This window comes from Rhizobium sp. 2MFCol3.1 (assembly GCF_000377565.1).
Lineage (GTDB): Bacteria > Pseudomonadota > Alphaproteobacteria > Rhizobiales > Rhizobiaceae > Rhizobium.
Map to the genome: position 1 here is coordinate 74,387 of NZ_KB898362.1, position 25,871 is coordinate 100,257.

The 25,871-nt window shown below is 60.5% G+C and carries 25 protein-coding genes, 1 tRNA gene and 1 pseudogene; 15 read left to right on the forward strand and 12 right to left on the reverse strand.

What is annotated here, in order from left to right; genetic code table 11:
• Positions 1–59 precede the first annotated feature (59 nt).
• Positions 60–2,048, forward strand: a complete 1,989-nt coding sequence (locus D460_RS0118790; protein ID WP_018900125.1) for a bifunctional 2',3'-cyclic-nucleotide 2'-phosphodiesterase/3'-nucleotidase — start codon at positions 60–62, stop codon at positions 2,046–2,048.
• A gap of 31 nt (positions 2,049–2,079) precedes the next feature.
• On the opposite strand, the gene D460_RS0118795 is transcribed toward D460_RS0118790, so the two are convergent.
• Entirely contained in the window at positions 2,080–3,048 is a 969-nt protein-coding gene (locus D460_RS0118795; protein WP_018900126.1) for a LysR family transcriptional regulator, read from the reverse strand.
• A gap of 144 nt (positions 3,049–3,192) precedes the next feature.
• Here D460_RS0118795 and D460_RS0118800 point away from each other — a divergent pair, with 144 nt between their 5' ends.
• A complete protein-coding gene (locus D460_RS0118800; RefSeq protein ID WP_018900127.1) occupies positions 3,193–3,807 on the forward strand; it encodes an FMN-dependent NADH-azoreductase in 615 nt (204 codons plus the stop codon).
• 69 nt (positions 3,808–3,876) lie between these two features.
• Here D460_RS0118800 and D460_RS0118805 read toward each other — a convergent pair whose 3' ends face one another.
• The 3 genes from D460_RS0118805 to ilvA all read right to left on the reverse strand — a co-directional run bounded on the left by D460_RS0118805 (position 3,877) and on the right by ilvA (position 7,006).
• Positions 3,877–5,157, reverse strand: a complete 1,281-nt coding sequence (locus D460_RS0118805) for a GGDEF domain-containing protein (RefSeq protein WP_018900128.1) — start codon at positions 5,155–5,157, stop codon at positions 3,877–3,879.
• 207 nt (positions 5,158–5,364) lie between these two features.
• Positions 5,365–5,694: an HlyU family transcriptional regulator gene (locus D460_RS0118810; RefSeq protein ID WP_018900129.1), complete on the reverse strand. Its 330-nt coding sequence runs from the start codon at positions 5,692–5,694 to the stop codon at positions 5,365–5,367.
• Between the two features lie 61 nt (positions 5,695–5,755).
• Positions 5,756–7,006, reverse strand: a complete 1,251-nt coding sequence (ilvA, locus tag D460_RS0118815) for a threonine ammonia-lyase (protein ID WP_018900130.1) — start codon at positions 7,004–7,006, stop codon at positions 5,756–5,758.
• A gap of 197 nt (positions 7,007–7,203) precedes the next feature.
• Between ilvA and D460_RS34555 the strand changes: the two are divergent.
• A pseudogene (locus tag D460_RS34555) lies at positions 7,204–7,536 on the forward strand (VanZ family protein); the annotation flags it as partial.
• 47 nt (positions 7,537–7,583) lie between these two features.
• Here D460_RS34555 and D460_RS0118825 read toward each other — a convergent pair.
• Positions 7,584–7,668: transfer RNA gene (locus D460_RS0118825), tRNA-Leu, on the reverse strand.
• 469 nt (positions 7,669–8,137) lie between these two features.
• Positions 8,138–8,734 carry an NAD(P)H:quinone oxidoreductase type IV gene (gene wrbA, locus D460_RS0118830; protein ID WP_018900131.1) on the reverse strand — a complete coding sequence of 199 codons (597 nt, stop codon included), beginning with the start codon at positions 8,732–8,734 and terminating at the stop codon, positions 8,138–8,140.
• Positions 8,735–9,027: 293 nt separating this feature from the next.
• Between wrbA and D460_RS0118835 the strand changes: the two genes are divergently transcribed.
• From D460_RS0118835 to D460_RS0118855, 5 genes are all read left to right on the forward strand, one after another.
• Entirely contained in the window at positions 9,028–9,801 is a 774-nt protein-coding gene (locus D460_RS0118835) for a competence/damage-inducible protein A (RefSeq protein WP_018900132.1), read from the forward strand.
• 108 nt (positions 9,802–9,909) lie between these two features.
• Positions 9,910–10,752 carry a universal stress protein gene (locus tag D460_RS0118840; RefSeq protein WP_018900133.1) on the forward strand — a complete coding sequence of 281 codons (843 nt, stop codon included), beginning with the start codon at positions 9,910–9,912 and terminating at the stop codon, positions 10,750–10,752.
• Positions 10,753–10,944: 192 nt separating this feature from the next.
• Positions 10,945–11,442, forward strand: coding sequence for a xanthine phosphoribosyltransferase (gpt, locus tag D460_RS0118845; protein ID WP_018900134.1), 498 nt, complete (start codon positions 10,945–10,947; stop codon positions 11,440–11,442).
• 185 nt (positions 11,443–11,627) lie between these two features.
• Entirely contained in the window at positions 11,628–12,215 is a 588-nt protein-coding gene (locus D460_RS0118850; protein ID WP_018900135.1) for a hypothetical protein, read from the forward strand.
• A gap of 593 nt (positions 12,216–12,808) precedes the next feature.
• On the forward strand, positions 12,809–16,630 hold the full coding sequence (locus tag D460_RS0118855) for a vitamin B12-dependent ribonucleotide reductase (RefSeq protein ID WP_018900136.1): 3,822 nt from the start codon (positions 12,809–12,811) through the stop codon (positions 16,628–16,630).
• An 80-nt stretch (positions 16,631–16,710) separates the two neighbouring features.
• On the opposite strand, the gene D460_RS0118860 is transcribed toward D460_RS0118855, so the two are convergent.
• Positions 16,711–17,196 carry a BON domain-containing protein gene (locus D460_RS0118860; RefSeq protein WP_018900137.1) on the reverse strand — a complete coding sequence of 162 codons (486 nt, stop codon included), beginning with the start codon at positions 17,194–17,196 and terminating at the stop codon, positions 16,711–16,713.
• Between the two features lie 187 nt (positions 17,197–17,383).
• Between D460_RS0118860 and D460_RS0118865 the strand changes: the two genes are divergently transcribed.
• Positions 17,384–17,566 (forward strand): DUF1508 domain-containing protein, encoded by a 183-nt coding sequence (locus D460_RS0118865; RefSeq protein WP_018900138.1) that lies wholly within the window; start codon positions 17,384–17,386, stop codon positions 17,564–17,566.
• Positions 17,567–17,638: 72 nt separating this feature from the next.
• Here D460_RS0118865 and D460_RS36435 read toward each other — a convergent pair whose 3' ends face one another.
• The gene (locus tag D460_RS36435; protein WP_018900139.1) at positions 17,639–17,815 is read right to left on the reverse strand and encodes a hypothetical protein; all 177 of its coding nucleotides are present in this window, start codon (positions 17,813–17,815) and stop codon (positions 17,639–17,641) included.
• Positions 17,816–18,316: 501 nt separating this feature from the next.
• Here D460_RS36435 and D460_RS0118875 point away from each other — a divergent pair.
• Positions 18,317–18,643 carry a hypothetical protein gene (locus tag D460_RS0118875; protein ID WP_018900140.1) on the forward strand — a complete coding sequence of 109 codons (327 nt, stop codon included), beginning with the start codon at positions 18,317–18,319 and terminating at the stop codon, positions 18,641–18,643.
• A 79-nt stretch (positions 18,644–18,722) separates the two neighbouring features.
• Here D460_RS0118875 and D460_RS0118880 read toward each other — a convergent pair whose 3' ends face one another.
• The 3 genes from D460_RS0118880 to ftsZ form a co-directional block, all read right to left on the reverse strand.
• Positions 18,723–18,923, reverse strand: a complete 201-nt coding sequence (locus D460_RS0118880; RefSeq protein ID WP_018900141.1) for a hypothetical protein — start codon at positions 18,921–18,923, stop codon at positions 18,723–18,725.
• 44 nt (positions 18,924–18,967) lie between these two features.
• A complete protein-coding gene (locus tag D460_RS0118885; RefSeq protein WP_018900142.1) occupies positions 18,968–19,816 on the reverse strand; it encodes an oxidoreductase in 849 nt (282 codons plus the stop codon).
• 195 nt (positions 19,817–20,011) lie between these two features.
• The gene (gene ftsZ / locus D460_RS33255) at positions 20,012–21,043 is read right to left on the reverse strand and encodes a cell division protein FtsZ (RefSeq protein ID WP_051110811.1); all 1,032 of its coding nucleotides are present in this window, start codon (positions 21,041–21,043) and stop codon (positions 20,012–20,014) included.
• Positions 21,044–21,279: 236 nt separating this feature from the next.
• Between ftsZ and D460_RS0118895 the strand changes: the two genes are divergently transcribed.
• Positions 21,280–21,492: a hypothetical protein gene (locus D460_RS0118895; RefSeq protein WP_026283302.1), complete on the forward strand. Its 213-nt coding sequence runs from the start codon at positions 21,280–21,282 to the stop codon at positions 21,490–21,492.
• A gap of 77 nt (positions 21,493–21,569) precedes the next feature.
• Positions 21,570–22,574, forward strand: a complete 1,005-nt coding sequence (locus D460_RS0118900; RefSeq protein WP_018900145.1) for a 2-dehydropantoate 2-reductase — start codon at positions 21,570–21,572, stop codon at positions 22,572–22,574.
• Between the two features lie 87 nt (positions 22,575–22,661).
• On the opposite strand, the gene D460_RS0118905 is transcribed toward D460_RS0118900, so the two are convergent.
• On the reverse strand, positions 22,662–23,819 hold the full coding sequence (locus D460_RS0118905; RefSeq protein WP_026283303.1) for an aminotransferase class I/II-fold pyridoxal phosphate-dependent enzyme: 1,158 nt from the start codon (positions 23,817–23,819) through the stop codon (positions 22,662–22,664).
• Between the two features lie 211 nt (positions 23,820–24,030).
• Between D460_RS0118905 and D460_RS0118910 the strand changes: the two genes are divergently transcribed.
• The 3 genes from D460_RS0118910 (at position 24,031) to accB (ending at position 25,870) form a co-directional block, all read left to right on the forward strand.
• Positions 24,031–24,789 carry a DsbA family protein gene (locus D460_RS0118910; RefSeq protein ID WP_018900147.1) on the forward strand — a complete coding sequence of 253 codons (759 nt, stop codon included), beginning with the start codon at positions 24,031–24,033 and terminating at the stop codon, positions 24,787–24,789.
• Positions 24,790–24,931: 142 nt separating this feature from the next.
• Complete coding sequence (gene aroQ, locus D460_RS0118915; protein WP_018900148.1) at positions 24,932–25,369, forward strand: type II 3-dehydroquinate dehydratase; 438 nt, start codon at positions 24,932–24,934, stop codon at positions 25,367–25,369.
• An 18-nt stretch (positions 25,370–25,387) separates the two neighbouring features.
• Entirely contained in the window at positions 25,388–25,870 is a 483-nt protein-coding gene (accB, locus tag D460_RS0118920) for an acetyl-CoA carboxylase biotin carboxyl carrier protein (protein ID WP_018900149.1), read from the forward strand.
• Position 25,871 lies beyond the last annotated feature (1 nt).

The following is a 25,871-nucleotide window of genomic DNA, read 5'->3' on the forward strand; positions in this document are numbered from 1 at the left end:
GAAAATCACCCTACTCTTGCCGCCGGGCGGGTGTCGCGTGATGTTTCGAAGGAGTTTTCATGTCTTCCAATCTTGATCTTTCATCCATGAGCCGTCGTTCCCTTCTCACCGGCATCGCCGCCACATCAGCACTCGTTCTGCTGCATCCATTCACCGCGCGTGCCGCCGCCAACCAGGCGCATCTCAGGCTGATGGAAACGACGGATATTCACGTCAACGTTTTCCCTTACGACTATTACGCCGACAAGCCGAACGACACGATGGGATTGGCGCGCACCGCGACGATCATCGACACGATCCGTGCTGAGGCGGCGAACTCGCTGCTGATCGACAATGGCGACGTTCTGCAGGGCAACCCGATGGGCGACTACATGGCCTATCAGCGCGGCTTGAAGGATGGCGACGTCCATCCTGTCATCAAGGCGATGAACACGCTCGGCTACACCGTTGGCACGCTCGGGAATCATGAGTTCAATTACGGGCTCGACTTCATGTTCAAGGTGCTTGGTGGCGCGAACTTCCCGTTCGTCTGCGCCAACCTGACCAAGGGCCAGCTCGCTTCCGATCCGAAAAACGACGAGCTGTTCTTCAAGCCCTACATCATCGTCGAAAAGATGATCAAGGACGGGGCCGGCAATGAGAGCCCGGTGAAGATCGGCTTCATCGGCTTCGTCCCGCCGCAGATCATGCTCTGGGATATCAAGAACCTCGAGGGCAAGGCGCAGACGCGCGATATCGTCGAGGCCGCCAAGGCCTGGGTGCCCGCGATGAAGGAAGCGGGCGCGGATATCGTGATCGCGCTCTCGCATTCGGGCATCGATGGCAGTGCGCCTACCGACAAGATGGAGAACGCATCGCTGCATCTGGCCGCCGTCGACGGGATCGACGCGATCTTTACCGGTCACCAGCACCTCGTCTTCCCCGGCCCGAAGACCTGGGACGGCATTCAGAATGCCGATCCGGTCAAAGGAACGCTGCATGGCAAGCCCGCCGTCATGGCCGGCTTCTGGGGCTCGCATCTCGGGCTGATCGATCTGCTGCTCGAAAAGGACGGCAAGAGCTGGAAGATTGTCGACTTCACCTGCGAGGCGCGGCCGATCTATCACCGCGACGACAAGAAGAAGGTCGTGGCCGATGTCGCCGACAAGAAGGAAGTCGTCGAGGCAGCAAAGGCGGAGCACGAGGCGACGCTCGCCTATGTCCGCACTCCCGTCGGCAAGACGTCGGCGCCGCTTTACTCCTACTTCGCGCTGGTCGCCGACGATCCGTCCGTGCAGATCGTCAGCCAGGCGCAGACCTGGTACATCAAGCAGATGCTCGCCGACACCGAATACAAGGACCTGCCGGTGCTTTCGGCGGCAGCTCCCTTCAAGTCAGGCGGTCGTGGCGGCGCCGATTATTATACGGATGTTCCGGCCGGCGATCTCGCCATCAAGAATATCGCCGACCTCTATCTCTATCCCAACACCGTCCAGGCCGTCGTCATCACCGGTGAGCAGGTGAAGAACTGGCTGGAAATGTCTGCGGGGATGTTCAACGAGATCAAGGAAGGCACGAAGGACGCCGAGCTTTTGAACGCCGATTTCCCTTCCTACAACTTCGACGTGATCGACGGCGTCACCTACCAGATCGATCTGGCGCAGCCGCGCAAATACGACAATGACGGCAACGCGATCAACGCCGGTTCCAGCCGCATCCAGAACCTTGCGTTTGACGGCAAGCCGATCGATCCCAGCCAAAAATTCGTGGTCGTGACCAACAACTACCGCGCCGGCGGTGGCGGCAAGTTCCCCGAGATCGCGGCCGACAAGGTCGTGTTCCAGGCGCCTGATACGAACCGCGACGTGATCGTGCGCTATGTGCACGAGCAGGGAACGATCAATCCGGCTGCCGACGGCAACTGGACGTTCAAGCCGGTGACGGGCGCGACCGCGACGTTCCAGAGCGGGCCGAAGGCAAAGCAGTTCATCGCCGACGTCAAGGGCGCGAAGATCGAGGATGCCGGCGAAGGCACGGATGGTTTCGCCAAGTTCCGGCTGGCTCTCTGAAGAAAATGGTCGGCGAGGCCGAGTGCCTCGCCTACTCAGCCGCGAGCGGCAGATCGGGAGCCTTGATCTCGTTCAGCGCCGCGGTGAAATCGGCGTGGTTCGGGCAGAACGACAGCTTCGAATGGAAGGCTTCGATCAGCCATGTGGCGGCGGGGCCCGGCGGGTTGGCGATACGCCGTATCGCATAGATCGGATATTCGCCCTGTTCGTAGGCCGGCAGGTCGAGATGGACGAGCGTGCCGTTGGCCAGATCCTCGCGGATAATCGACGCCGGCAGGCCGCCCCACCCCAGGCCGCCGCGGATCAGCGCGTGCTTGGTGGCAATGTCGCTGACGCGCCACGTCTTGTAGGACAGCACGTTGAAATCACGCCCCTTGGTCAGCCCCGAGGCGTCGGTAACGACGAGCTGTACCTCCTCGCGAACATCGCTAAGCGTCAGAGGCCTGTCGATATTGGCCAGCGGATGGGAACGCGCGGCGACCGGGATCATGAATGAATGGCCGATCTTTTCGACGGCGATCGAATCGTCCTGCTTCAGCAACGCTCCGCCGATGCCGATCGTGGCCTTGCCAGACAAGACCGACTCCATGACCATGCCGAGCTCGCCGGCGCTGAGATTGAGCGCGACTGAGGGAAAGCGATCGCGGAATTCACGCAGCACGGTGACGACCGCCTGCGACGGAACCATGACGCTGATCGCCACATCGACCTCGGCCTCCAGCCCTTCCTTCAGGCTCTTCACCCTCGCGCGCATCACCTGCAGGTCGGTCATCAACCGACGGGCATCCTCAAGCATGGCCTTGCCGGCCTCGGTAAGCTTCGGCTGACGGGCGCCGGAGCGTTCGAACAGCTGCATTTCCAGCTGCGCTTCGAGATTGGCGATGGTGTAGCTGACCACCGACTGGGCACGATTGAGCACGCGCGAGGCGGCCGAGAAGCTGCCGGTTTCAGCAACGGTCAGGAAAACCTGCAGCTGGTCCAGTGTCGGGTTGGGCAACATTACATCCATCCAATCGATCGATAGTCTTGATCGACATTATCACAGTTTTTTCGATAGGCCGCTAGACCTATTTCTTCACTCGAAGACGCGGTTCGACCTTCCCCCGATCGCGCCGCAAACGCAAAGACCAAAGGATTATCAATCATGTCGTCCATTTTGCTTCTGACCTCCAGCCCGCGCGCTGAGTCGCTTTCGACCGATATCGCCGTAGACCTCGCTGGCAAGCTCCAGTCGCAGAAGGCCGGCAGCGTCGTCGTTCGCCGCGACCTCGCCGCGAACCCGCTGGCCCATATCAACGACCTCTTCACCGGCGCGATCCGCAAGCCGGCGGACGCCCGCACGGCCGAGGAAAACGAAGCCGCGAAGATCTCCGACGAGCTGGTCAACGAGCTGCTCGCAGCAGACACGATCGTCATCGGCACCGGCCTCATCAACTTCAACATCTACTCGTCGCTGAAGAGCTGGATCGACAACGTCGCCCGCGCCGGCCTGACCTTCAAGTACACCGAAAACGGCCCGGTTGGCCTTGCCACCGGCAAGAAGGTCTACGTCGTTCTCGCCTCCGGCGGTGTCTACTCGCAGGGTCCGGCCGCCGGCATGAACCATGCCGTGCCTTATCTGAAGACCGTTCTCGGCTTCATGGGCATCACCGACGTCGAGACCATCTATGTCGAAGGCCTGGCCTTTGGTCCTGAAGCAGCAGAGAAGGCTGTCGGCGCTGCCAAGGCACGCGCTGAAGAGCTCGCGCTCGCTGCCTAATTTAAAGGGCAATCAATTCAGGAAGACGGTCGGCTTGCCGGCCGTCTTTCTGTTTGTGGAGGCTTACTGTTAGCCGGCGACTGTGAGGCCATGGACGCCGGTCTGACCGAAGACGCAGTTTCGGCCGTTCTTCTTGGCGCAATAAAGCCGCTCGTCGGCTGCCGACAGTATCGCGGTGAAGGCATCGCCATCTTCGGTGGCTGTCGCGACGCCGATGCTGATCGTTACCGGCTTGCCATCGGGCGTGGCGACGCTGCTCTCGATCGTCCAGCGCAACCTCTCGGCAAGACGCAGGCCCTCGGCGTGATCGGTCAACGGGCAGATCGCCACGAACTCCTCGCCGCCGAAGCGGAACACCCGGTCGCCGGCGCGCAGGATCGAGCCCAGGCGCGCAGAGATCGCGCGCAGGACGTCGTCGCCCTGCAAGTGGCCGAACACGTCGTTGACGTTCTTGAAGTGATCAGCGTCAAGGATCATCACCGTTGCGGATTGTCCCTGGCGCAGCGATTCGCGGATCATGACCGGCGCTTCGAGCTCCATTCGCGTGCGGTCGTAGAGTCCGGTCAGGACGTCGCGGCCCGTGCGGCTCAAGAGATCGTTGTAGCGCTCGCGGAAGGTCAGGTCGCTGAAGATATCGCCGATCGGGCGCGCGCTCGATGTTGTCACGGCGCGGCCGATCCATTTCTCGTAGATCGCGAAGAGGACGGTGTAGATGCAGACGGCAAACATCTTCGCCTTCCACCCACCCCAGAAGGCGGCAAGCGGGACGCCGACCGAATAGTGCAGCGCGCCGAAGAAGGCGATCTGGTCGAAGGTCAAAAGCACGAAGCCGCAGATCATGAAGCGGACCACGGGCCGTTGCCTGAAATAGCGGCCGAGCCGCTCGTAGAGCAGGATGATGCCGATGGCGTCGAGATAGAGGATGGCCGTGCCCCAGAGCATCAGCCAGCCCATTTCCTTCAGGAACTCGTCACTTGGAACGTTGCCGGACGAAAGCTCCAGCGGCGCGTGCCATTGCACGATCCAGGCGATCGCTACCGTCAGAATATTGCCGATGAAGAGCCCATAGATCGGCTGGCGGACGACGGCGGCGTCCTCCTGAAGATAGAGCATCAGGATCATCATCAACTTGCCGGTGAAGAACACCGACGATCCCGGCGAGACGATCCCGAACGGCAATTCGACATAGAAGACCGCAGCGAGGTAGGTCTCCATGAAATGCATGACACCGAGTGCCGTCAGGAATATGCCGAGACCGATGCGGGCGCGAAAATGCAGCAGCGTCACCATCAGCGCGAAGTAGCCGACGGCCTCGACGACGAAGAGGATGAGATTGACGTTTGCGATCAACGCCGCGACCTCCCGCCAATATTGCCATGCCACGGCACCTCGACCACTTTGTCGGCGGTATCGGCAGCGGATGTGCGGCGGGCATTCTGAGGCACTGGATATTCCTGCGATGTCTGCTGAGCGCAGCATCGCCGCAATGTTTTAAAATAGCATGAGGGAATGGCGGCGCGAGCGCTCAACACGCAACGGCGCGCCAGCCTTCCATGATCAGACCTGACGAACCTTGGCTCCGTCGCTGAACAGGGATGCTCCGTTCTGATCGATGATCTGCTGCGCCTTGCGCACGGTGCATTCGATCGCATCATCCGTCGACGAAAACATGTCGGCGCGGATGAAATTGCGCACCAGAACCTCGTCGCCAACGGTCTTCTCGATGCGGCCGGCCAGACGATACTGGCCGCCTTCCTTCATCGGCTCAGCGTAAATCGTGCAATCGGCATAGGGCTGCGGATCGGAAGCGGCGCTCGAAGACGCAGCGCCCGGCTGCTTCGCGCCGCCCGAGAACATGGAGAAAATGCTGGAAAAAATCGAAGCCATGATACGCCTTTGTCGTGAGGGCGGATGCCATCAAGGTTAAATAGGGCCGTTGCCGTGAAAGTTAAATGATGAGGTTCGCGAGGATCTCGTTTTCGGTGATGTCCTCGAAACTGATACCCGATGCCTCGAATTTCGCGAAGAGCGCCGCGAAGTTTTCCGGCGCCTTGGTTTCGATGCCGATCAGGACGGAGCCGAAGTTGCGGGCGGTCTTCTTCAGATATTCGAAGCGGGCGATATCGTCATCGGGGCCGAGCAGATTGAGGAAGTCGCGGAGCGCGCCGGGGCGCTGCGGCAGCCGGAGAATGAAATATTTCTTCAGGCCCGCGTAGCGCATGGCCCTTTCCTTCACATCCGGAAGCCGCTCGAAATCGAAATTGCCTCCGGAAACGATCGCAACCACCGTCTTGCCGCGGATTGCTTCGGGATCCATCGTGGCGATTGCCGTCAGCGACAAGGCGCCGGCCGGTTCCAGCACCACGCCCTCGACGTTCAGCATCTCGTTGATGGTCACGCAGATGGCGTTCTCCGGCATCAGCATCACCTGATTGCTCGGGAAATGCTTCAGCGCCGCGAAATTCAGGTCGCCGATGCGGGCAACGGCGGCGCCATCGACAAAGTTGTCGACCTTGGAGAGCGTCACGACCTCACCGGCCTCGATGCTGCGCTTCAGGCTCGGCGCGCCCTGCGGTTCGACGAAGAAAAAGCCCGTGCTCGGCACCGTGTCCTTGAGATAACCGCTGATGCCGGCCGCCAGACCGCCGCCGCCGACAGGCATGACGACGAGATCGGGCACCGTGCCCTCGGGCAGCTGCTGCATGATCTCGGAGGCCACGGTCGACTGGCCTTCGATGATATCTTCATGATCGAAGGGCGGCACCATGACGCCGTCGATCATCTCGACGTGGTCGCGGGCTGCCTTGTAGCACTGGTCGAAGAAGTCACCGGTCAGCTTGATGGTGATGAATTCGCCGCCGAAGATGCGGGTCTTGTCGATCTTCTGCTGCGGTGTCGTGACCGGCATGAAGACGACGCCGGGAACGCCGAAGTGGCGGCAAACGAATGCAAAGCCCTGCGCATGATTGCCGGCCGACGCGCAGACGAAGGTCTTGCCCGAGGCGCCTTCCTCGATGCGCTTGCGGAAGAAATTGAAGGCGCCACGGATCTTGTAGGAACGGACGGGCGACAGATCCTCACGTTTCAGCCAGATATCCGCGCCGTAGCGAGCGGACAAATGCTCGTTGAGTTGCAGCGGCGTTGCCGGAAATAGGCTGCGCAGAGCCTCCTCGGCAGCTTCGACATTCTGTCTGGTCACGGTCTCAATCCCTTGTTATTGCGCCCCACGCTATGCCATAGGCAGACCCTCGAAAGAAGCCCATTTTCAACCACAACGGTTCGGTCGCGCCCAGTGACGCGCGTATTGGGAAAAGGACCGGCGTGTCGCGCACCGCGCCACGGAGATAACGCAATCGTGCAGTTAAACCGCCCGGTGACATCAATATTGTGAGTTTTATGACAGCAGACAAATTTTCGAAGCCGGTCGCCTGGCTCCTCCTCGCCGCCATCATTTTCGTAACCGTCTCGCCGATCGGCCTTCGTCCTCATACGATTACATCAGTCAACATCGACCGGGCGCTCGCCTATCTGGTGGTCGGCCTCGCCTTCGCTTTGGCTTATCCCAGGCACTGGCTCATGGTCGGTGCTCTTCTCGTCATCGGCGCCGTCGGGATTGAATTTCTGCAATATCTCTCGCCTACCCGGCACGCGCGGATACACGATGCCGCCGTGAAAGCCGTCGGGGCTTGCGTCGGTGTTTTGATCGGAATGCTCGTGAACCGTCTTCGCCGGCAATATTCAGCGCGAGCCAAAGTTCAGGACGGGCAAGAGAAAGCTGGTGCGGGCGGCGGGGGTCGAACCCGCACAGCCGAGGCCGAGGGATTTTAAGTCCCTTGCGTCTACCAGTTTCGCCACGCCCGCAATAGCCATCTCAATCAACGACTGCAGCGATTCAGTCAAGTGCGTCCGGCATTGCGATTCAGTAGATGTGATGCGATTCGGTCACGGTCGCACAACATATTACAGAGTCATTAACAAGCGTCTTTTTTGCAATGTTAGAATGTGATTGTATGCCTGTGTCAGTAAAGCCACGGCTTCTGGGCGTGTATTTGTAAAGCTTGTCTTGTTTGGGAGTAAGACGATGGTTTACGATTGGAATGGCGCCAGAACACGGCGCCTGAGACTGTTTAGAACAGGCACGGCATTCTTGATCGCACTGGCGGTATTTGGGGTACCGCTGTTCGTTTATACGGCAAAATTCCACGGATTTTACGGCTAGACGACCGCGGCAATCAGCAGCAGCGACTTCGATATTATGACGGCGTTTCGACGCCACACATGAAAAGGCGCGGCCCGAGGCCGCGCCTTCACTGTTTTACGCGTTTGTGGCTCAGGCGAGCTTTGCTGCAAGCTTGGCGACATGCGCGCCCTGGAACTTCGCGGCTTCGAGCTCAACCGTCGAAGGCTGGCGCGAACCGTCGCCATCGGTAATCGTGGATGCACCGTAAGGCGAGCCGCCCTTGATCTCGTCAACGCCCATCTGGCCCTGGAAGGCATAGGGAAGACCGGCGACTACCATGCCCTGGTGCAGGAAGGTCGGGATGAAGCCGAGGATGGTGGATTCCTGGCCGCCGTGCTGCGTGGCGGACGAGGTGAAGACCGAGCCGACCTTGCCGACCAGCTTGCCGGCAAACCACAGGCCACCCGTCTGGTCCCAGAAGTTGCGCATCTGCGACGCAACCGTGCCGAAACGGGTGCCGGCGCCGACGATGATCGCATCGTATTCAGCGAGCTCGTCCACGGTGGCGATTGGCGCCTGCTGATCAAGCTTGAAGTGCGACGACTTCGCGACTTCTTCCGGGACCAGCTCCGGTACGCGCTTGACGGTCACGTCGGCGCCTGCTGATTTCGCGCCTTCGGCAACAGCGTATGCCATCGTCTCGATGTGGCCGTACGACGAATAGTAGAGAACCAGAACCTTAGCCATCTTGGAAGTTTCCTCTTTCTGGGTTGCGGCGGGTGCTGCGCTCGGTGCACCGACCAAAATCCGTTTGATGAATTCGCGTATCATAAAGAATGCCTCGCAACGCATCGTGCGTCTGGCAAATAGCTAGCGCATGCACCTGGTGACGGCCAGCCACGCCGCGAGAGACGGACTGTTCAATCTTATCGCACGTTTTGTCTTGCGTTCACATTTCCGTATTGGTGGGCACGGGCTTCCCGTCCGCTCTATTTGGTATAAGCTCGACACCAAAGACTGAATGAAGACAGAGACCTAACATGACCCAACAGATTGTGACCGCAGCCATTCTGGCAATCGGCGACGAGCTTTTATCCGGCCGCACCAAGGACAAGAACATCGGCCATCTCGCCGATATGCTGCTGCTTGCAGGCATCGACCTCAAGGAAGTCCGCATCGTCGCTGACGAGGAAGACGCGATCGTCGAGGCGCTGAACGCGCTGCGGACGAAATACGATTACGTCTTCACCTCGGGCGGCATCGGCCCGACCCATGACGACATCACGGCCGACGCCGTCTCCAAGGCCTTCGGCGTTGCCTGCCATCATGACGAGAAGGCGATGGCGCTGCTCGGCGAAATGTACAAGCGCCGCGAGATGGAGTTCACCGAGGCTCGCCAGCGGATGGCACGCATGCCTGTCGGCGCGATGCACATTCCCAACCCCGTTTCCACGGCGCCCGGTTTCAATATCGGCAACGTCTATGTCATGGCCGGCGTGCCACAGGTGTTTCAGGCGATGGTCGACGCGGTGATCCCGACGCTTCGGACAGGAGCGCCGGTGCTGTCGCTGGCGATCTCGTACCCTTATGGCGAAGGCGATATCGGCACGCCGCTCGCCGCGATCCAGAAGGCGCATCCGGAAACCAGCATCGGCTCCTATCCGCGCTATGTCGGCCAGAAATTCTCGACCGAGATCGTCGTTCGCGGTCGCTCGCAGGCGGTGATCGATGCAGCCGGCGCGGATGTCGCGGCGATGATCGAAGGCATCCGTCGCGAGCGGACTGTCCTGGAAAACCCATCAGCGGAGGCCTAATTTCTTTCTAGAGCCGGACTGCGGGACTTGATCTCGGTCAAGGAAACAAATGCCGGCCAAGCGCATTGCTTCTCTTACGGACTTTTTCATCCGAGCAAGGAGATACCCATGTCTTACAAAACCATTCTTGCGATTCTCGATACTTCAGACAATTGCACCGCAGTCGCCGATCTCGCCTTCGCGCTGGCTGCGGAACACGGCGCCCATGTGATCGGGCTTCATGCGGAAACGATCGCCGTCGTGCCACTCGTGGCGCCGATGGAGATCCCGGATCCCGTCGCCGTGCAGGCGCTGCAGGACATGGCGCACAGCGAAAGGGTCAAGATCGAGACGATCGTTCGCCGCAAGGCGGAAGTGGAAGGCGTGTCGTTCGAGTGGCGCAGCTTCGCCTCCTCGACCGGCTACGGCTCGGCGCCGTTGATCGAGAGCGCGCGCAGCGCCGATCTCTTGATCGCCTCGCAGGCCGATCCGGCACGGCCGTCGGACAGTCACGTCGATGTCGATAACTTCCTGCTCGAAAGCGGGCGGCCGGTTCTGATGATCCCCTTCATCATTCGCCAGCCGAAGCCGATCAAGCGCGTGCTCGTCGCCTGGAACGGTTCGAAGGAGGCGGCACGCGCCACATTCGACGCCCTGCCCTTCCTGAAGGCTGCCGACGAGGTTGAGATCTTCTCCGTCGATCCGGTCGACAACGCGCTGCAATCGGCGGCAGTCGCGGGTGCGGAAATCGCCGCGACACTTGCCCGCCACGGCGTCAACGTCACCCTTGCGACGGCGACGACCACGGACAAGAGCACATCGGCCGTTATCGAGAACCGGCTGTCCGACAGCAGTATCGATCTGTTGGTGATGGGCGCCTACACGCATTCGAGGCTCTGGCAGATGATCTTCGGCGGCACGACGAAGACGCTGCTGCACTCCATGACGGCGATGACGCTGCTTTCGCGTTAGCGGGGCCGTGATCAGCGGGGGCTTGCGTTTTGCAGCCAAATTCCGCTAATTGCCACGACCGACGACGAGTTCCGGCTTCGGTCCTTCCATCGCGCAGTCTCGGCTGCGCGATTTGCGTTTGACCCGAGTGAACGGAAGAGCGTCCGGCCGCCGGCAAACGGCGTGTCATCATTCATGCCTCGGAGCGAGCCCATGTCCCTTCCCGATAAAGCCTTTCCCGTTTCCTGGGATCAATTTCACCGCGACGCACGCGCGCTGGCCTGGCGTCTTGCCGGCCTCAACCGCGAGTTCAAGGCGATCGTCTGCATCACCCGCGGTGGCCTCGTGCCGGCCGCCATCATTTCGCGAGAGCTGAACATCCGCCTGATCGAAACGGTTTGCGTCGCTTCCTACCACGACTACGTGAACCAGGGCGAAATGATGCTCCTCAAGGGGATCGCGGCCGAACTGCTGGAAGATGGTGGCGAAAGCGTGCTCGTGGTCGACGATCTGACGGACACCGGCAAGACGGCGTCGGAAGTCCGCACGCTGCTTCCGAAGGCGCACTTCGCCTGCGTCTACGCAAAACCACAGGGTGTGCCTGTCATCGACACCTTCGTCACGGAGGTGAGCCAGGACACCTGGATCTACTTCCCGTGGGATATGGGTTTCACCTATCAGGAACCGATCTCCAAGGGCAGCAAGGGCTGATTTTCCAGGCTCTTGGCAGACATTGACGGAAGCAACTTTAAATTGCTCCAATCTTTGTTTACTAACATCACCAAATTCGCTGTCCGCCCCTCGCCGTCCGCCGTATGATCATATGGCATCAGGCGGCAAGGGCGCGGCAGGGTGTTTGGGTAGAGGGCGGTCGCTAGCGCGACACTGGAACGACGATGCAGCGTTGGCGGTTTATCGGCTTGATCGCGGCCTTCGGGCTGTGTTTGAACGTGCATCCGCGCGCAGTCTCAGCCGAACCCGCCTATATCTCCGTCGTGCGCGAGTATGTGGATACGCTCGTCAAGCCGATGATCAACAAGCCGAACGTTCTGGCCGCGATCAAGACGCAGAACAGGAAGTTCGGCGATATCAGCCCGATGGATATCCAGGTGCTAGACAACAGCTACCGCTCGGAGATCAAGAGCGGGCAATGGCAGATGGTCACCCGCCTCCTCAACAATCCGGTCTCGCGATACTTCAAAGCCAAGCAGGATGATTCGCAAGGAACGATTGTGGAAATATTCGTGACCGACCGGAACGGACTGAATGTCGCACAGAGCGTGCCCACCAACGACTACTGGCAGGGCGACGAAAACAAGTTCCTGAAGACCTTCGCCAGAGACTCCGACGAGGTCTTCATCGATCGCGCCAGCCGCGATGATGCCACGCAATTGCTGGAAACGCAGGCAAGTTTCACCGTTCGCGACGAGCGTGGAGAGGCGATTGGAAGCGCTACCGTGACCATCGCCATCGACGCACTTTAGCGCCTTGTTCGGCCTTGCGAATCACAAGGCTCATTTGCGCTCGAAAAGCCACCGCCAAATGACAAAATATGGCAAAATTAATCCAGCTTTGGCATTTCTCTTGCGCATCCCGTAGCAAGCCATTGAAATTCTTGCCCAACTGGTTTTTCCCCAGTCTCCACAGGCCACTCCACAATATCTTGTGGTGAACACTTCGTTAAGAACAAGCCCTTGACGGAATCGCCTGTTTTCAACTTAATGAACTTCGATGTTGCGGCGGCAGCTGAACCGGACATGACGAGGCCGGTTCTCACCAGAAATCGAGCATTGAATCAGGGCGTTGATCCATGAGGGGTGAGCCGCCATGAGTATGTTCTGCGCGATTTTTGCCGCCTGAAAAAGCGACATCCGGGGCTGGCGGAAAAAGGCTGTTAATACTATATTTAGTGATTGCAGCCACCATCACCACAAGATACAGGATAACCCATCTCCGGATGACACTCCTGTGACGATACGGAAACGAGAACTGGCTGCGCTCCTTACGGCGCCGCCGGAGGTGGAAACTTGCGCCTTGGTCAACGCGGACGGGGCGCGCGAGCTAGAGGTTAAGGCAAATGCGCATAGAACGCCGATTTACGAAGGCAGATCAGGGCGCTTACGCGGCTATCGAATTCCGCAAGGCAACCAGCGAGATCAAGAATCCTGACGGGTCGATCGTATTCCGCCTCGAGAACATCGATGTTCCCGCGCAGTTTTCGCAGGTCGCGGCCGACATTCTGGCGCAGAAGTATTTCCGCAAGGCCGGCGTCCCTGCCCGCCTCAAGAAGGTCGAGGAAAACGACGTTCCTTCCTTCCTGTGGCGCTCGGTTGCCGATGAGGCCGCTCTGAAGGAACTCCCGAAGGATCAGCAGTACGGTTCTGAAACCGATGCGCGCCAGGTCTTCGACCGTCTGGCCGGCACCTGGACCTACTGGGGCTGGAAGGGTGGCTATTTCTCTTCCGAAGAAGACGCGGCTGCCTTCCGCGACGAACTCGCCTACATGCTCGCGACACAGCGCGTCGCCCCGAACTCGCCGCAGTGGTTCAACACCGGCATGCACTGGGCCTACGGCATCGACGGCCCCGGCCAGGGCCACTTCTATGTGGACCCCTTCACCGGCAAGCTGACGAAGTCGAAGTCTGCCTATGAGCATCCGCAGCCGCACGCCTGCTTCATCCAGTCCGTCGAAGACGATCTGGTCAACGAAGGCGGCATCATGGACCTGTGGGTTCGCGAAGCCCGCCTCTTCAAGTACGGCTCCGGCACCGGCTCCAACTTCTCGTATCTGCGCGGCGAAGGCGAACGCCTTTCCGGCGGCGGCCGTTCCTCCGGCCTGATGAGCTTCCTGAAGATCGGCGACCGCGCTGCCGGCGCCATCAAGTCTGGCGGCACGACGCGTCGCGCGGCCAAGATGGTCGTGGTCGATATCGACCATCCGGATATCGAGGAATACATCAACTGGAAGGTCAAGGAAGAGCAGAAGGTTGCTGCCCTCGTGACCGGCTCCAAGATCGTCAATCGCCACCTGAAGGCGATCATGAAGGCCTGCGTCAATTGCGACGGCGACAATGACGATTGCTACGACCCGAACAAGAACCCTGCCCTGAAGCGCGAAGTGCGCGCTGCCAAGAAGGACCAGGTTCCTGAGAACTATATCGGCCGCGTCATCCAGTTCGCTCGCCAGGGCTACAAGGACCTCGAGTTCAAGACCTACGACACCGACTGGGATTCGGAAGCCTACCTCACGGTTTCGGGCCAGAACTCCAACAACTCGGTCTCCATCAAGGACGACTTCCTGCGCGCAGTCGAAAACGACGGCGACTGGAACCTGACCGCCCGCAAAGACGGCAAGGTCATGAAGACGCTGAAGGCACGCGACCTGTGGGAATCGATCTCCTACGCCGCATGGGCATCGGCCGATCCGGGCCTGCACTTCAACACGACGATGAACGACTGGCACACCAGCCCGGCTGCCGGCCCGATCCGCGCGTCGAACCCGTGCTCGGAATACATGTTCCTCGACGACACGGCCTGCAACCTTGCTTCGCTGAACCTCATCCAGTTCAAGGATGCGGCCACCAAGCGCATCAACATCGCTGATTACGAACACGCCGTTCGCCTTTGGACGGTCGTGCTTGAAGTCTCCGTGATGATGGCACAGTTCCCGTCGAAGCAGATCGCCGAGCGCTCTTACGAATACCGCACGATCGGCCTCGGCTACGCCAACATCGGCGGCCTGCTGATGTCTTCGGGCATCCCCTATGACAGCGACGAAGCCCGCGCCATTGCAGGCTCGCTGACCGCCATCATGACCGGCATCTCCTACGCCACTTCGGCCGAGATCTCGTCTGAACTCGGACCTTTCCCGATGTTCAAGCCGAACCGCGAAGCCATGCTGCGGGTCATCCGCAACCACCGCCGCGCCGCTTACGGCGAGACGTCGGGCTATGAAGGCCTATCGATCAACCCGGTCGCGCTCATCCACTCCGAGAACCCGGACCAGGATCTGGCGGCTCACGCCAAGAGCGCCTGGGACAAGGCTCTTGAGCTCGGCGAAAAGCACGGCTACCGCAACGCCCAGGCAACCGTCATCGCGCCGACAGGCACGATCGGCCTCGTCATGGATTGCGACACGACCGGTATCGAGCCTGACTTCGCGCTGGTGAAATTCAAGAAGCTCGCCGGCGGCGGCTACTTCAAGATCATCAACCGCGCCGTTCCGGAAGCTCTGCGCACGCTCGGCTACTCCGAGAGCCAGATCGCCGAGATCGAAGCTTACGCTGTCGGCCACGGCAACCTGAACCAGGCGCCGGCAATCAACCCCGGCTCGCTGAAGGCCAAGGGCTTCACCGACGAGAAGATCGAAGCGCTGAACGGCGCGCTGAAGTCGGCCTTCGACATCAAGTTCGTCTTCAACCAGTGGACGCTCGGCACTGACTTCCTGAAGACGACGCTGAAGGTCTCCGACGAACAGCTCGGCGACATGGGCTTCAACCTGCTCGAGCACATCGGCTTCTCGAAGAAGGACATCGAGGCTGCCAACGTTCACGTCTGCGGCGCGATGACGCTCGAAGGCGCACCGTTCCTGAAGAACGAGCACCTCGCCGTCTTCGATTGCGCCAATCCTTGCGGCAAGATCGGCAAGCGTTACCTCTCGGTCGACAGCCACATCCGCATGATGGCTGCCGCCCAGCCGTTCATCTCGGGTGCGATCTCCAAGACGATCAACATGCCGAACGACGCGACGGTCGAGGATTGCAAGAGCGCCTACATGCTCTCCTGGAAGCTCGGCCTGAAGGCAAACGCTCTCTACCGCGACGGCTCCAAGCTGTCGCAGCCGCTGAACGCCTCGCTGATCGAAGACGAAAGCGATGAGGATGCACTGGACGATCTGCTGCAGCAGCCGGTCGCCGCCCAGGCCGTCACCATCACCGAAAAGATCATCGAGCGTGTGGTCGAGCGCGTGACCCGCGAACGCGAAAAGCTGCCGAACCGCCGCCAGGGCTACACCCAGAAGGCTGCCGTCGGCGGACACAAGGTGTACCTGCGCACCGGCGAATTCGGTGACGGTCGTCTCGGCGAAATCTTCATCGACATGCACAAGGAAGGTGCCGCCTTCCGTGCGATGATGAACAACTTCGCCATCGCCATCTCGCTGGGTCTGCAGTACGGCGTGCCGCTCGAAGAATATGTGGAGGCCTTCACCTTCACCAAGTTCGAACCAGCCGGCATGGTCATCGGCAACGACGCGATCAAGAACGCCACGTCGATCCTCGACTACGTGTTCCGCGAACTCGCCGTCTCCTACCTCGGCCGCCACGATCTGGCGCATGTCGATACGTCGGACTTCTCGAACACGGCACTCGGCAAGGGCATCCAGGAAGGCAAGACGAACCTCGTCTCGACCGGCTGGACCCGCGGCTACAAGCCGACGATCGTTTCGAACAGCGAACGCCAGGCTGCCGGCGAGCCCAAGGGCTCGGCAACGGCCTCCCCTGCCCGCGCCTCTTCCGGTGCAACGGTAACGTCCTTCGCTGGCGCTGCCGCCCGCAAGATCGAGCCGACGACCGCCATCTCGACCTCCGAAATCGTCGCCTTCAAGCGCGACTACGAAGAGCGCGCCAAGGAATTGGCCGAAGAGATCGCCGAGGAAGTGCTGGAAGAAGTCACGACCGAGAACCAGCAGCAGGCAACGGCGCTCTTCTCCGACAAGGCCGCGGCTGACGCCGCATCGGCCAAGACGGAAGCCAAGAAGATCGAATCCGAGCGCCGCGCCCGGTCGATCATGCAGGGCTACACCGGCAACATTTGCTCGGAGTGCCAGAACTTCACGATGGTGCGCAACGGCACCTGCGAGAAGTGCGACACTTGCGGCGCGACCAGCGGCTGCAGCTGATCGACTTAGAGACCGCTAATTTAAAAGGCCGTCCGCTTGTCCAAGCGGGCGGCCTTTTCCGTTGTAGGCATGGCGCAAAATCAATGCGCATCCACGCCCGTCGTGTGCAGCCTGTTCCTCACATGGTGGACGCCATCGACGGAGGACGCGGCGAGTTCGACCTTGCGAGCGATCCCGATGGTCTCGACGGAGCCTTCGACCGTGACGACATGGCCGTCTGCGTGGACCTCGATGCTGTCGATGTCGACTTCGGGAACGTTCTCGATGTTTTCGGTGACCCGCGCTTCGAGATCGTCGCTGTCATCGCGGTCGATCGTGTCAGCGCGGAGCGAATCCTTCAGGCGGTTTTCGTTGCCATCACGGTCTATGCCGTCGAGGCGGAAGCCTGGATTGTCGCTGCTGTCGAAATTGGCCGGCGTTTCGCCATGGGCTCGATTTTCAGGCGCTGCGGACGCGGCGTCCGGTGTATCCGCATAGGGCCAGCCGTCGTCGATATTGCGCTCTTCGAAGTCGCGATAGTCCTCGCTGCGCGACAGCGGCTTCTTTCCATCATCGTTGATTGGCATCGATCTTCTCCTTCAGCGTGTTTTCAAACAACGCCCAAGGGGCCAGATGGTTCGCCACTTATGCCTGGCATTACGTCACCGATGCAACTGGCTGAAGCCCGAACTTTACCTCACGGTTGCAGCCGGTTCGTGGAAACGAACGAAGGAATGGCCTAGCCCTGTTTCGCCAAAGCAAAGGGAGAGAGACATGGCGACTTGTAAGGCAAGCAACGGCGATACGTGGGAGATCTACCAAACCAATGGTCAGTGGCGCTGGCGACGCACGGCATCCAACGGGCGTATCGTCGGTTCATCGGCGGAAGCCTATCATAATCGCAACGACTGCATCGCCAACGCCCAGCGCAACGGCATGACCTGCAATCCGGCCTAGCCGGCTTGGCTGTCGCAGAATTCGATGAGGGAAGGTGCGCGGCGATCACATCAGGGCCGCGCGCTTCGCTTGTTATCGAGCAGCCTTCGGCTCGGCGGACGCTGCGGCGGCAGACAACGGCACGTCATCGGCCACTTCCTGCGCGACGGCGGAGAGGTCGAGATTGCCCCAGATGGATTTTTCCTTGCTGCGATCGGTACGGCGGGAAGTCTTGATTTCAACAACGAACGGCTTCGATTGAGCGCGCATGTGATTCCTACTGAAAAGCGTTGAACGAATCCATCAACGCAGTGAGCCTATGAAGCGTTCCCTTGCCGCGCAAGCGCATTCGGCGTCGCATCCCCTGACCTCGGCCGCCATATACAGCTTCAAGTCAGCCACGGGCAAAATTCACGCCCATGACGCGAGCCGATGAGGGCGCCGCTACCGTTTTCGCACCCTGAGGGGCAGCCATGCAAAATTGTTTCAGGAAAATCCTTGAAGGAACAATCAATGTCGACTAGGTAGCACGTCGCCGAACGTAATGGCGTCCCAGCTCAGGCTTCGACGGCGTTCAATCGGCCACCTTTTCCTACTCGTGTAGAGGCACCGGCGGCGGCCCCAGGTCGCTTTTCGATCGTTTGATCGGCAGCCGGTTTGCAAACAAAATATCAGCGTGCGGATGGCACCTGGACAGCGGAACGGCCGATCAACATCGCTCGCTTCGACGGCTAGGGAGTCGCTGACGCCAAGGAATGAAAAAGACTGCGAATGACCATTAAAGAGCGTTTTCTGAAACAGCAGCATGCCTGGATGATCGGCGCATGCTACTCCCGCAAACACCCCGATTTTCATCGCTACGGCGGCGTCGATGTCGCCGTTTCGCCCCGCTGGAAAGAGTGTCTCGACACGTTCATGAACGACATGATCGACACCCTGCCCCGCAGCCTGTCCGAGCGCCGTTTGGCGCTGCGCAATCCGCGCCGGCCATTCGAACCCGGCAATGTCGAGTGGATTTTCGTCAGCAAGCATCGCGGTCTTCGCGCGCCTGACGGCACCCGGCCCGAGCTGCCCGAGGCGCGCCTGCGCCGCGCCTGATCCGTTTCAAGCGACTGATTATCGCCGGCTGGCGGGGTTTTCTTGCCCTTCCAGCCGGCGAATTTGTTTTGGGCGTCTGCTAACGCCTGCCGCGCAGGCTCTTGGTCAGCACGATCAGAATGAGGCCGACGGCAACCGCAAGCGCACCCCAATAGATCCAGGGCGTCTGGTCGATCATGAAGCTTTCCGCCGGATACGGAAAATAGCCGCTGCCCTGCCCCATCCAGATCAGACCGGCCAGGATCAACAGGCCTTCAAGGCCATAGACAAGCTTCACCATCACATCTTCCTCCACGGCGCACTGTTCATGCTAGGACGCGAGCCTCACGATTTCGGGAAATCGGCGCCGAGGCTGGTATCCTTCCATTCCTCGATCAGCGCCAGGCGCTCCTTCAGCTTGGCCGTGACCGCGCCATAGCCGAATTCGCCAAGCACCAAGTGGCGCGGAGCATTCTCGACTTCGGTGATCTTGATGATCGCCTCGCCGGCGCGCACGGGATCTCCCGGCTGCTGGCCGCTGTATCCGGCCGTCTGGCGCATGCGGGCGGCAGCGGTTTCCGCGTAATCGGCGATCTTGCTTTCGGTCTGTCGCAGCGAACGGCCGGCCCAATCGGTGCGGAACGGGCCGGGCTCGACGCAGGTGACTTTGATGCCGAGCGGCGCGCCTTCGGCGGCAAGCGCGTCCGACATGCCCTCGACCGCGTGCTTGCTCGCCGCATAGTAACCGGATGCCGGGAAGCCGATGAAGCCGGCCACAGAGGTGATGTTGATCACATGACCCCGCCTGCGCGTCCGCATGCCGGGCAGAACGGCGCGGGTCATGGAGAAGAGGCCGAAGACATTGGCTTCGAACTGATCGCGGATCTCGCTATCGCTGCCTTCCTCGATCGTCGACTGATAGCCATAGCCGGCATTGTTGACGAGGACGTCGATCCGTCCGAAGCGCTCCTCGGCGGCCTTAACGGCGGCGGTGATCTGGGAAGCATCGGTCACGTCGAGATCGACGGCAAGCGCGTTGTCCTCATGGCCGGTCACGAGATCGGCGACGCGAGACTTGTCACGCGCGCTGACAACAGTCGGCCAACCACGGGCGATGGTAAGTTTCGCCAGTTCGCGGCCGAAGCCTGTCGAGCAACCGGTGATGAACCAGACGGGATTTTTGTCTTGAGACATGGTGTTTTCCTGAAATTTTCGTCTGAAATTGAAAGCGCCCTCGGATGTATTCGGGGGCGTCTTGGGGGCACCTCCTGATCTAGGGTCGTTCAACTGGTTTTTCTAGAATTGGCGGGGCGTTGTGGCCAATAGACGCAAAAAGGCCGCGCGCTCGCAGGAGCACGCGGCCGGATCGAACCAAGTTTTGTTTTCGGCTTACTGCAGCGTGCGCGGCGGCAGGCCCGGCACCATGGTCGCGCCCTGCTGGACAGGAGCGACGCCGGCACCCGCGCCATCGAGGCCCGTGGCGACAACCGAGACGCGGAACTTGCCATCCAGATTGCGGTCGAAGATCGCGCCGACGACGATGTCGGCATCGTCCTGCACTTCGTCGCGGATGCGGCTTGCGGCTTCATCGACTTCGAACAGCGTCATGTCGGAGCCACCGGAGATCGAGATCAGCACGCCCTTGGCGCCGCGCATCGAGATGTCGTCGAGCAACGGATTGGCGATCGCGGCTTCCGCCGCCTTCATCGCGCGCTCTTCGCCCGAGGCTTCGCCGGTGCCCATCATGGCGCGGCCCATGCCGCGCATGACCGACTTCACGTCGGCGAAATCGAGGTTGATGAGGCCTTCCTTGACGATCAGGTCGGTGATGCAGCCGACGCCGGCAAACAGCACGCGGTCAGCAGTCATGAAGGCGTCGGCGAAGGTGGTCTTCGCGTCGGCGATGCGGAACAGGTTCTGGTTCGGGATGACGATCACGGTATCGGCTGCCTGGCGCAGCGCTTCGATGCCGGCGTCGGCCGTCTTCATGCGGCGGTTGCCTTCGAAGGTGAAGGGCTTGGTGACGACGCCGACGGTCAGGATACCGGCATTGCGGGCCGCCTGTGCGATCACGGGTGCAGCACCCGTGCCGGTGCCGCCGCCCATGCCGGCGGTGACGAAGCACATGTGCGAGCCGGCCAGGTGATCCATGATCTCGTCGATCGATTCTTCAGCGGCGGCGCGGCCGATCTCGGGCAGCGAGCCGGCGCCGAGGCCTTCGGTCACATGCGCACCGAGCTGGATGCGGCGCGAGGCCTTGGAGGTCGCGAGCACCTGCGCATCAGTGTTTGCGGCAATGAATTCAACGCCTTCGAGGCTTTCGGCGATCATGTTGTTGATGGCGTTTCCGCCGCCACCACCAACGCCGATCACCGAAATTCTGGGCCGCATCTCGGAAATCCCGGGCTTGGCGTTCGTCATCGCAATCTCCTTCGTGCGCATTCTTCCGTGGGCTCCACCGCTTTATCGGGACCCGAATCGCGCATCAGCCTATGGGCGCAAGAAGGCAGAGGCGGGGCGAAAGAACAAGATGCAGGCTTTTCTAAAATTTATCCGGAACCTTTTTTGAGGTTGGCGCATTAGGTCGATTCAAGCCAGCTAAAATGGCTAGTCAAAAAGAAAGCCCGCCTGCCCAAAAAGAGAGGAGTACCGCGCAGATGCCTATGCTCGCTTCCAGCCAGTCGATAGCCCCTCCGAAAGACCATGTCGTGACCGCTCAGGAAGCGCTTGAGCCGCTCTTCCTGCAGATCGAGGCCGAGGCCGAGTTGCGGATGATTTCCGCTGCTCTGAAGGCCGGCTGGTCGGCAGAGGACGCGGTGAGCGCGATCGACGAATTGCGTCGCAGCGAATTGCTGCCGGGCGATCGCTGAATACCAAAAAATCATTCGCCTTCGAGGCCGGATAGCCTATCTCTACCGCTTTCAAGTGATTGCGGAGATAGGATTTCATGACCATCAAGACCATATGCATTTTTGGTGCCGGCGCGCTGGGCGGGATGATCGCCACCAAGATCGCGGCGTCGCTTGGAAGCGACGTCACGGTGTCGGTCATCGCGCGCGGCGCGCATCTCGATGCCATCCGCCGCAAGGGTCTGACGCTGCATGAAGCGGGTTCCGGGACGCCTCTCAATGTGAAGGTTGTGGCCACGGACAATCCGGCCGATCTTCCGCCGCAGGATCTGGTCATCACCGGTCTCAAGGGTCATCAGCTGAGCGCCGCAGCCGAGGGCATGGCGAAGCTGTTGAAGGACGACACGCGCGTCTTGATGATCCTCAACGGCATTCCGTGGTGGTACTTCCACCGCGACGACCATCCTGAATTCGCTGAACTGCAATTCGAGGAGCTTGATGAAGGCGGTGCGCTCTGGAGACTTGTCGGCCCGCACCGGGTCATCGGTTGCGTCGCGCATCAGGGTGCGGAGGTCAGCCAGCCTGGCCATGTCAGGCTCAGCAACAAGGGCCGCTTCATCCTGGGTGAGCCGTCGGGCGAAATCACGTCTGATCTCGAGGCCATCCAGGCTCTGCTGCAGAAGGCCGATCTCAACATCACGCTGTCGCCGGAGATCCGCAACGACATCTGGAGCAAGCTGATGGGCAATGCGTCGTTCAATCCGATCAGCGCGCTGACGCGTTCCACCATGTCCGACCTCATGGCCGACGTCGCCGTCAGCGACCAGATCGGCAAGGTGATGAAGGAGGTCAAGGCGGTTGGCGAGGCGCTCGGGGCCAATGTGGGCATGTCGGTCGAGGAGCGCCTTGAGCAGGCCAGCCAGATCGGCCCTGTCCGCACATCGATGCTGCAGGACCTGCTTGCCGGGAAAGCGCTGGAGATCACGCCGCTGGTCGGCATGGTCGTGGTTCTCGGCAGGCTCGCCTCGGTGCCGACGCCGGTTTCGGAAACTCTGCTGGCGATGGTCTCCCAGCTTGATCGCGAGAACTGCAAGCCGGCCTGAATGGTCGGCCTCCCCTTCACAATGCGCTTTCAAGGCGCTCAGAAAATGAGTCCGCAAACGCCTGCAGCGCCTTGAAATCCTCTAGCTTTACTTGAGCCACGCCGCCATGCGATCCACGGCCTCGGCGATCTCTGCCTCGGAGCCGGCGTAGGACATGCGCATGGCGCGGTGTCCTTCCAGCGGATCGAAATCGAGACCCGGTGTGGCCGCGACATCGATCTCGGCCAGCATCCGCTTGGCAAACTCCATGCTGTCATTAGTGAAGCGCGTCACGTCGACATAGGCGTAAAAAGCTCCATCCATCGGCGAGGCGATCGAAAGGCCCATTTCCGGGAGACGCCGCATCAGGAAGTCCCGATTGGCGGCATAGCTTGCCTTGTAGACGTCGAGCTCGGCGGACGCGCCAAGCGCAGCAGTGGCGGCGATCTGCGACAGTTCCGGTGCCGAGATATAGAGGCTTTGAGCGACCCGCTCGATCGGGCGCACGAGGCGATCTGGCAGCACCATCCAGCCGATGCGCCAGCCGGTCATGCAATAATATTTCGAGAACGAATTGATGACGATGGCTTCGTCGGTCAGCTCCAGTGCGCTCGTCTCCTCACCCGCGAAGGTGAGCCCGTGATAGATCTCGTCGGAAATGAAGGCGATCGAATTGGCCGAACAGTATTCCGCCAATTCGGCGAGCGCCTTGCGGCCCGTCACGGTGCCGGTGGGGTTTGCCGGGCTTGCGAGGAGAACGCCCTTCAGCCGGATGCCGCTTTCCTTCTGGGCTGCCTCGATGCTTTCGGGCGTCAGCGTGAAATGCGTTTCGGCGGTGACGGGCACTTCGATGACCCGCAGGCCTAGCGCGCCGAGAATATTGCGGTATGCGGGATAGCCGGGCCTGGCGATCGCCACCGCATCACCGGCATCGAAGAGCGCCAGGAATGCGAGATTGAAGCCGGCAGACGACCCTGTCGTGATCGCGATGCGGGCGGGATCGATGTCCAGCCCGTGCCGGTCGCGGTAATGCGTTGCGAGAGCGTCCTTCAGACGCAGAATGCCAAGCGCATCGGTGTAGCCGATCCTGCCATCATCGAGGGCTGCCCTTGCCGCATCAAGTGCCGCGCGAGGTGCCGGATGCGAGGGTTGGCCGACGGCCATGGAAATCACCGGACGGCCGCTCGCGCGCCGCCGCGTCGCTTCCGCCAGAACATCCATTGCGTGAAACGGCTCAACGGCACTGCGTTTGGAAATGGAAAACAAGGGTTCTTCTCTTTCGGCTCGATTTGCGGCCCGACAAATGCCGCATTAGTGAGATCTTCACAATCCCGCGACCAGATTACGAACGCGAGAATTCCTGTTTCAATAGGCGGGGATGCGCCGTATTTTTGCTGCTTCGCATTGCGTTCCGATCATCGGACTGTGATACCCGAAGCAACGAACGACCGACATCACCTGCAAAGACGAGGATATCATGGCCATTCTCCCGAAAATCTTCACGGCGCTCGCGCTGACCGCCTCCGTTGCCTCCGCCCATCCGGCTGCTGCACTCGACGATGCGCAGAAGAAGGAGTTCGGCGAATTCATCAAGCAGTATCTGATTGAGAACCCGGAGATCATGCTCGACGTGCAGGACGCCCTGCAGAAAAAGCAGGAGACCGCGCGCCTCGTGAAGGCCAATGCGACGATCTCGGAAAACAAGGCGACGATCTTCGATTCCAAATACGACATGACGATCGGCAACCCGAAGGGCGACGTCACGATCGTCGAGTTCTTCGACTATAATTGCGGTTACTGCCGCCACGCGCTGACCGACATGCAGACCATGCTGAAGAAGGACCCGAACGTCCGCTTCGTGCTCAAGGAATTCCCGATCCTCGGACCGGAATCGGTTGCCGCCCACAAGGTGTCCGATGCCTTCCGCAAGATCGCTCCGGAGAAGTACAGCAAGTTCCACGTCGCGCTTCTCGGCAGCGATGGGCGCGCCGACGAGGCCAGCGCCATCGAAGCGGCTCAGTCTCTCGGTGTCAGCGAAAAGCAGATCCGGGCGGAGATGGCCAAGAGCCCGAGCGACGCTTCCGTGCAGGAGACCTACTCACTGGCGCAGAACCTCGGCATAACGGGCACGCCGTCCTATGTGATCGGCAACGAGCTGGTGCAGGGCGCGGTCGGCTATGACGATCTCGAGACCAAGGTCAAGAACATGCGGACCTGCGGCAAGACCAGCTGCTGAACCGGCCCCATCAAATTGCCAAAATCCCGGTGCTGCAGCCATGTGGACAAAATGGCGCGATTCCTGATGCCTTGCCCAAAGGGCTTTCATTAAGCCTTTGGTGAGTCTATAGGTTGCCCTCGCACATTTGACGGAACACTCGATGACGCAAACCATTTTCGTCCTGAACGGGCCAAACCTGAACATGCTCGGCAAAAGAGAGCCCGGCATTTACGGCGGCAAGACGCTTCAGGACATCGAGGCGGACTGCAAGTCGGCCGGGCGAGAGCTTGGCATCGATATCGATTTCCGTCAAAGCAACCATGAAGGTCAGCTCGTCGACTGGCTGCATGAAGCCGGCGACAAGGCTATCGGCGTTGCGATCAACGCCGGCGCCTACACGCACACCTCGGTTGCGCTACATGATGCGATCCGCGCCATTTCCATTCCCGTTGTAGAGCTCCATATCTCCAACGTGCATGCGCGGGAAGAATTTCGCCACAAGTCGATGATCGCGCCCGCTGCAAAGGGTGTCATCGCCGGCTTCGGACCATATAGCTACATTCTGGCGCTCCATGCGCTAAAGAACGTCACCGCATAAAAAGACAGGGCAAAACTCATGGCTGAAAAAAAGAACGGTATCGACCAGGCACTGATCCGCGATCTCGCGAACATCCTCAACGACACGGATCTGACCGAGATTGAAGTCGAGCAGGACGATCTGCGCATCCGCGTTTCGCGCGCCGGCAACACCCAGTATGTCCAGGCGCCGATGGCTGCCCCTGCTTACGCCGCCGCTCCGGCAGCGATTGCAGCTCCGGCTGCTGGCGCAGCGCCTGCCGCTTCCGCCGCACCGGCCCGCAACCCGGCCAACACGGTTTCCGCTCCTATGGTCGGCACCGCCTACATGGCACCGGCTCCGGGCGCGCGCGCATTCATCGAAGTTGGCGCGACGGTCAAGGAAGGCCAGACGCTGCTCATCATCGAAGCGATGAAGACGATGAACCAGATCCCTGCCCCGAAGTCGGGCAAGGTCGTTGAAATTCTTGTCGAGGACGGCAGCCCCGTCGAATACGGCCAAGCTCTCGTGGTCGTCGAATAAG

Bases quoted from the DNA above. Each gene is read 5' to 3' on its own strand.
- D460_RS0118790 (WP_018900125.1), top strand. From the start codon at position 60: ATGTCTTCCAATCTTGATCTTTCATCCATGAGCCGTCGTTCCCTTCTC.
- D460_RS0118795 (WP_018900126.1), bottom strand. From the start codon at position 3,048: ATGTTGCCCAACCCGACACTGGACCAGCTGCAGGTTTTCCTGACCGTT.
- D460_RS0118800 (WP_018900127.1), top strand. From the start codon at position 3,193: ATGTCGTCCATTTTGCTTCTGACCTCCAGCCCGCGCGCTGAGTCGCTT.
- D460_RS0118810 (WP_018900129.1), bottom strand. From the start codon at position 5,694: ATGGCTTCGATTTTTTCCAGCATTTTCTCCATGTTCTCGGGCGGCGCG.
- wrbA (WP_018900131.1), bottom strand. From the start codon at position 8,734: ATGGCTAAGGTTCTGGTTCTCTACTATTCGTCGTACGGCCACATCGAG.
- D460_RS0118835 (WP_018900132.1), top strand. From the start codon at position 9,028: ATGACCCAACAGATTGTGACCGCAGCCATTCTGGCAATCGGCGACGAG.
- D460_RS0118840 (WP_018900133.1), top strand. From the start codon at position 9,910: ATGTCTTACAAAACCATTCTTGCGATTCTCGATACTTCAGACAATTGC.
- gpt (WP_018900134.1), top strand. From the start codon at position 10,945: ATGTCCCTTCCCGATAAAGCCTTTCCCGTTTCCTGGGATCAATTTCAC.
- D460_RS0118850 (WP_018900135.1), top strand. From the start codon at position 11,628: ATGCAGCGTTGGCGGTTTATCGGCTTGATCGCGGCCTTCGGGCTGTGT.
- D460_RS0118855 (WP_018900136.1), top strand. From the start codon at position 12,809: ATGCGCATAGAACGCCGATTTACGAAGGCAGATCAGGGCGCTTACGCG.
- D460_RS0118860 (WP_018900137.1), bottom strand. From the start codon at position 17,196: ATGCCAATCAACGATGATGGAAAGAAGCCGCTGTCGCGCAGCGAGGAC.
- D460_RS0118865 (WP_018900138.1), top strand. From the start codon at position 17,384: ATGGCGACTTGTAAGGCAAGCAACGGCGATACGTGGGAGATCTACCAA.
- D460_RS36435 (WP_018900139.1), bottom strand. From the start codon at position 17,815: ATGCGCGCTCAATCGAAGCCGTTCGTTGTTGAAATCAAGACTTCCCGC.
- D460_RS0118875 (WP_018900140.1), top strand. From the start codon at position 18,317: ATGACCATTAAAGAGCGTTTTCTGAAACAGCAGCATGCCTGGATGATC.
- D460_RS0118880 (WP_018900141.1), bottom strand. From the start codon at position 18,923: ATGGTGAAGCTTGTCTATGGCCTTGAAGGCCTGTTGATCCTGGCCGGT.
- D460_RS0118885 (WP_018900142.1), bottom strand. From the start codon at position 19,816: ATGTCTCAAGACAAAAATCCCGTCTGGTTCATCACCGGTTGCTCGACA.
- ftsZ (WP_051110811.1), bottom strand. From the start codon at position 21,043: ATGACGAACGCCAAGCCCGGGATTTCCGAGATGCGGCCCAGAATTTCG.
- D460_RS0118895 (WP_026283302.1), top strand. From the start codon at position 21,280: ATGCCTATGCTCGCTTCCAGCCAGTCGATAGCCCCTCCGAAAGACCAT.
- D460_RS0118900 (WP_018900145.1), top strand. From the start codon at position 21,570: ATGACCATCAAGACCATATGCATTTTTGGTGCCGGCGCGCTGGGCGGG.
- D460_RS0118910 (WP_018900147.1), top strand. From the start codon at position 24,031: ATGGCCATTCTCCCGAAAATCTTCACGGCGCTCGCGCTGACCGCCTCC.
- aroQ (WP_018900148.1), top strand. From the start codon at position 24,932: ATGACGCAAACCATTTTCGTCCTGAACGGGCCAAACCTGAACATGCTC.
- accB (WP_018900149.1), top strand. From the start codon at position 25,388: ATGGCTGAAAAAAAGAACGGTATCGACCAGGCACTGATCCGCGATCTC.